The following is a 4,641-nucleotide window of genomic DNA, read 5'->3' as shown; positions in this document are numbered from 1 at the left end:
CGAAGTCTACTATTTTATATTTTCTACTGTTTCTATTTGCGGAACAAACTTTTTGATGGTAGTTTCTACACCCGCTTTCATTGTGCTGATGCTTAAACTGCAACTCGTACAAGCGCCTTGTAATCTAACTTTTACGTGTTTGCCATCAAGAACTTCTACTAATTCAATATCGCCTCCGTCTGAATTTAAAAACGGACGAATTTCAGCTAAAGCTTTCTCTATGTTTTCGGTTATTTCAATTTCTGTCATTTATTTAGACTTTTAGATGATTAGAATCTTTAGATTTTTAGACTGAAATGTCTAAGAAATTTAAAATGTCTATTTTTTTACAGCAGAACATCCTGCCATTGTTGTTATTTTTATTGCTTCTGTAGCAGGTAAATTTTCGTTTCTTTTTACCGTTTCTGCTACTACACTTCTGGCTAATTCTTCAAAAACAGTTTCTAAAATCGTTCCCGTTTGCATTGCTGCTGGTCTTCCGTAATCTCCTGCCTCTCTGATACTTTGTACTAAAGGTACTTCGCCTAAAAACGGCACTTCTAAATCTGATGCTAAGTTTTTGGCACCTTCTTTTCCAAAAATATAATATTTATTTTCTGGAAGTTCTTCTGGTGTAAAATACGCCATATTCTCGATAATTCCCAATACTGGAACCTGAATCGCATCGGACATAAACATAGAAACTCCTTTTTTTGCATCTGCTAAGGCAACCGCTTGAGGCGTACTTACTACAACAGCTCCTGTTATTGGTAACGATTGCATAATTGACAAGTGAATATCGCCTGTTCCTGGAGGTAAATCGATTAACATAAAATCTAATTCGCCCCAATTGGCGTCAAAAATCATTTGGTTTAAGGCTTTTGAAGCCATTGGACCTCGCCAAATAACCGCTTGGTCTGGCTTAGTGAAAAATCCAATGGATAATATTTCTACCCCGTAACTTTGTACAGGTTGCATTTTTGATTTACCGTCAATTTCAACTGAAATGGGTTTAGCCGATTCTACATCGAACATAATTGGCATAGATGGCCCGTAAATATCGGCATCTAAAATACCTACTTTGAATCCCATTTTAGATAACGCTACGGCTAAATTTGCTGTAATAGTAGATTTTCCAACACCGCCTTTTCCAGATGAAACTGCAATAATATTGCTTATTCCAGGAATTTGTTTTCCTTTAATGGTATTGGCTTCTTCTTTTGTTGGAGCTTCTACTTTAATATTTACCTTAACTTTTGCGTTAGCATCTATTTTTTCGGCAATGACTTTTTTGATATCGGCTTCGGCACGGTTTTTTATATGTAAAGCCGGAGTGGTTAAAATTACATCTACAACTACCTCATCTCCAAAAGTTACTACGTTTTGAACAGCACCACTTTCTACCATATTTTTTCCTTCACCAGCAATTGAAATGGTTTCTAAAGCGGTAAGTATTTCTTTTCTATCTAATTTCATTTTATTGGGTAAACTTTTTTACTTTTATTTAAACTGAATCTGAATTGCAAAGATAGTTTGAAAATGACAAATGACAAATGACAAACGATAAAAGTTTATTAATGCGTGTATAGGAATTTCTTATGTGATTAAAATATAGGGAAATCATCTAAAAATCAGGTTCCCAAAAATGTTTTTTGAAATCTATTATTTGATTATCAATTACTTGAATACCTTCGCTTTCTAACAATTGTTGCATTAAATTAGTGCCTTCAAAATGATGTTTTCCCGTTAAAAGTCCTAACCGATTGACCACGCGATGCGCTGGAATATCATCATGCCCGTGACACGCATTCATAGCCCAACCGACCATTCTTGCAGAACGACCCGCGCCCAATGCTTTGGCAATAGCGCCATAAGAAGTTACTTTCCCGTAAGGAATTTTTCGGGCAACTTCGTACACACGTTCAAAAAAATTGTCTTCTTTTATTTTCAAGGTATATTTTAGTTTGATAACAATTTAACACAGATTCACAACTTGTAATAGTGAATTTATTATTATAATTTTTACCATTAAGACATTAAGAAACAAACGGTTCACTTAATAAACTTAATTTCTTAATGGTTTTAATTTTACTTATTTAAGTTATAAATGGTGAAAACAGCAATTAATCCGGTAATAATAGCAATTATAAAATTAATGTTTTTAATAAAAAACGCTACTTTATGCTTGATTTTTCGAAACAGAAAAGCATAGCCCATAAAAACTGTAAATGTTCCTAAAGTTGTTCCAAAAACAAATGCTAAACCAACCAAATTAGTAAAAAAATCTTCAATAAAAGCCGATAAATACAAACTTACAAACGCATAATATGGAATTGGGAAAATGTTTAATCCCGAAATAAAAATACCGTGTAAAAAGGGTTTTAGTTTGCTTTTTGCCGACTTCTTCTTAATGGCATCTTTAGTATGAATAGCATTTTGAATTCCCTTGCCTAAAAAAAATAAGGTTAATAATATAAAGACTAAACTTCCTACAAATTTTAAATTTTGCATTACTTGCGGATTACTTTCTAAAAAAGTAGCAAAATAAAACCCTAAAACACTTTGAATAAATACCACTAAAATAGCACCATTGATAAACTTTTTAGCTTTGTTTAACGTTTTTTTTACGCTATAATTTGCTACAGTCATATTTACAATTCCTGGAGGCAAAACCCCCACAAACGAAAACAAAACTGCAAATGCAAAAGCTAAAAATAGTGACATTATTTTATTTTAAATTGAATATAAGTAATGCTTTTATTTATTTTTAAATACTGACTTTCGTAAAAAGTTTGAATACTTGTTACTTCTTCTGGTGCGCCCGCATTGTTGTATACGTTATGATTGGCGTACAAAACTTCGTGTCCTTCACCGTGTAATAACCCTAACGTGTAGCCGTGCATAAACTCGCTATCCGTTTTTAAATGCATCAACCCATTAGGTTTTAGTATTTTTTTATAATTCTGAAGAAATTCAGAATTGGTCATACGGTGTTTTGTGCGTTTGTATTTTATTTGTGGATCTGGAAAGGTAATCCAAATTTCGTCTACTTCATTTTCATCAAAACAATGTTTAATTAATTCAATTTGAGTACGAAGAAACGCTACATTATTTAATCCGTTTTCTACAGCGGTTTTAGCGCCGCGCCAAAATCGGGCCCCTTTAATATCAATTCCAATAAAGTTTTTGTTTGGAAATTTTTCTGCTAAACCTACAGAATATTCGCCTTTTCCACAGCCTAATTCAAGAACAATTGGGTTATTGTTTTTAAAGAAATCTGAATTCCATTTTCCTTTTAATGCTAAACTATCGCTAACTACTTCTTCACGAGTTGGTTGAAAAACATTTGAAAACGTAGCATTTTCATTGAATCTTTTTAATTTATTTTTACTTCCCACAACAATTAATTTTATCCTGCAAAAGTATAAAAATTAAAGTTTTGGTAACGCAATTATTTACTCGTTTTCAAGGTAAACGAAAACTCAGAGCCTTTTTGATACGTACTTTGCACAAATATTTTTTCGTTATGTGCTTCAATAATGTGTTTTACGATGGCTAAGCCCAAGCCCGAACCGCCTTCTTCTCTTGAGCCACTTTTGTTGATTCTGTAAAATCGTTCAAAGATTCTTGACATATGTTGTTGCTCAATTCCTTGTCCGTTATCGTAAATACGTACTAAAATTTTGGTTTTACTTATTTTTTCGACCGCAATTTCTGTAGTGCCGTTTTCTTTTCCGTATTTAATAGAATTCATAACTAAGTTGGTTAAAACTTGCTGAATTTTATCTTTATCGGCATAAACAATTATGGGTGAAATGTACTTTTCATCGAACATTAAAATGATGTTTTTGGCATCGGCTTTCATTTCTAAAAGGTCAAAAACGTTCTGAATTTCGTTAATAATGTCAAATTTTTCGATGTCGATGTTTAAATCACCGACTTCAAATTTAGAAATCATATCTAAATCTTGTACAATATTAATTAGTCTTTCAACGCCTTTTGAAGCACGTTCGATATATTTTACGCGTAAGGTTTTATCTTTAATAGCGCCGCCTTCAATAAGCGTATCTAAATAACCTTGAACCGTAAAAAGTGGTGTTTTTAATTCGTGAGAAATGTTCCCTAAAAATTCTCTTCTGTACTCTTCTCGAACATTTAACGATTCAATTTCGATTTTTTTCTCCTTTGCAAAATTTCTAATATCATTTGTTAAAGTAGAAACGTCAGTGGTAACGGTTTTGTTTTGTAAAGAAGTAGCGTCTAACAAAGACACCTCATCATATAGTTTTTTTATACGTTTGTAGATAAAAACTTCTACACGATATTGCATTAGAAAAAAACTAAAAAAGAATAGTGTTACCGGAAAAACTATCAGAATAAAATAGTTAATTGGCTGCATGAAATTATGATAAACCAACAAACTTAAAACTACAAAAAACGAAATATAAAGTGATGATTTAAAGGCAAATTTGTATGATTTTTTAAAATTAATCGCCATTTAATTCAATTTTGTATCCCACTCCTTTGATGGTTTTAAAAACATCTTCGTCAATTTTTTCTCTAAGTTTTCTGATGTGAACATCTATGGTTCTTCCGCCTACAATGACTTCATTGCCCCAAACTTTATCTAAAATTTCGGCTCTGGTAAATACTTTGCCTGGT

7 protein-coding genes are annotated in these 4,641 nt (G+C 32.3%); all 7 read right to left on the bottom strand.

What is annotated here, in order from left to right:
* Nucleotides 1-9 precede the first annotated feature (9 nt).
* A complete protein-coding gene (locus ABWO04_RS09860) occupies nt 10-249 on the bottom strand; it encodes a NifU family protein (RefSeq protein ID WP_353079544.1) in 240 nt (79 codons plus the stop codon).
* 69 nt (nt 250-318) lie between these two features.
* A complete protein-coding gene (locus ABWO04_RS09855; RefSeq protein ID WP_353079543.1) occupies nt 319-1,455 on the bottom strand; it encodes an Mrp/NBP35 family ATP-binding protein in 1,137 nt (378 codons plus the stop codon).
* Nucleotides 1,456-1,603: 148 nt separating this feature from the next.
* The gene (locus ABWO04_RS09850) at nt 1,604-1,924 is read right to left on the bottom strand and encodes an MGMT family protein (RefSeq protein WP_353079546.1); all 321 of its coding nucleotides are present in this window, start codon (nt 1,922-1,924) and stop codon (nt 1,604-1,606) included.
* 143 nt (nt 1,925-2,067) lie between these two features.
* Complete coding sequence (locus ABWO04_RS09845; protein WP_353079542.1) at nt 2,068-2,703, bottom strand: LysE family transporter; 636 nt, start codon at nt 2,701-2,703, stop codon at nt 2,068-2,070.
* Nucleotides 2,703-3,377, bottom strand: a complete 675-nt coding sequence (trmB, locus tag ABWO04_RS09840; RefSeq protein WP_353079541.1) for a tRNA (guanosine(46)-N7)-methyltransferase TrmB — start codon at nt 3,375-3,377, stop codon at nt 2,703-2,705. The genes ABWO04_RS09845 and trmB overlap by 1 nt, the downstream gene beginning before the upstream one ends.
* 53 nt (nt 3,378-3,430) lie before the next feature.
* A complete protein-coding gene (locus tag ABWO04_RS09835) occupies nt 3,431-4,477 on the bottom strand; it encodes a sensor histidine kinase (RefSeq protein WP_353079540.1) in 1,047 nt (348 codons plus the stop codon).
* Nucleotides 4,467-4,641 (bottom strand): winged helix-turn-helix domain-containing protein (locus ABWO04_RS09830; protein WP_353079545.1); only part of this gene is annotated, 175 nt, incomplete at its 5' end. The genes ABWO04_RS09835 and ABWO04_RS09830, both read right to left, overlap by 11 nt.

The organism is Flavobacterium sp., assembly GCF_040382755.1.
Lineage (GTDB): Bacteria > Bacteroidota > Bacteroidia > Flavobacteriales > Flavobacteriaceae > Flavobacterium.
Note: the sequence above shows the minus strand (reverse complement) of the source record. Positions and strands in the feature narration are given on the sequence as shown.

What these genes read in the sequence shown, in the direction of transcription:
- ABWO04_RS09860 (WP_353079544.1), bottom strand. Translation starts at nt 249, where the DNA reads ATGACAGAAATTGAAATAACCGAAAACATAGAGAAAGCTTTAGCTGAA.
- ABWO04_RS09855 (WP_353079543.1), bottom strand. Translation starts at nt 1,455, where the DNA reads ATGAAATTAGATAGAAAAGAAATACTTACCGCTTTAGAAACCATTTCA.
- ABWO04_RS09845 (WP_353079542.1), bottom strand. Translation starts at nt 2,703, where the DNA reads ATGTCACTATTTTTAGCTTTTGCATTTGCAGTTTTGTTTTCGTTTGTG.
- ABWO04_RS09835 (WP_353079540.1), bottom strand. Translation starts at nt 4,477, where the DNA reads ATGGCGATTAATTTTAAAAAATCATACAAATTTGCCTTTAAATCATCA.